Source organism: Streptomyces sp. NRRL F-5122 (genome assembly GCF_001507435.1).
GTDB classification, from domain to species: Bacteria; Actinomycetota; Actinomycetes; order Streptomycetales; family Streptomycetaceae; genus Streptomyces; species Streptomyces lannensis.
On the sequence record NZ_LMWH01000156.1, the window covers coordinates 1 to 364 of the forward strand.

General features: G+C 66.8%; 1 protein-coding gene. It reads left to right on the plus strand.

Annotation, left to right across the window (positions count from 1 at the left end; all coding sequences use genetic code 11):
* The coding region (locus ADL25_RS17350; protein ID WP_159044946.1) for a GNAT family N-acetyltransferase at positions 1-364 on the plus strand (364 nt) is incomplete at both ends.

Genomic DNA, 364 nt, shown 5'->3' on the forward strand with positions numbered 1-364 from the left:
TCCTTGCGCATACGGCCGGTGGAGGGTGAGGAGCTGGGGCTGTACGCCCGGACCATGGCGGAGGGCTTCGGCGTTCCCCATGAGGTGTTCGCGATGTTCGCCGAGCCCGCCCTGGCCAAGACGGAGAACTTCACCTTCTACCTGGCGGAGGCGGACGGCGTTGTGGTGGGTACAGGGATGTCCGCGGTCACCGACAACCTCGTGGGCGTCTTCAACATCAGCGTGCTCCCGCAGTATCGGCGGCAAGGCCACGGGCAGGCCATCACGGCGGAGATCATCCGCGCAGGACAGGAAGCAGGGGCCACGACCGCCTACCTCTACTCCAGCCCCATGGGCGAGCCCGTATACGCATCCCTGGGCTTCC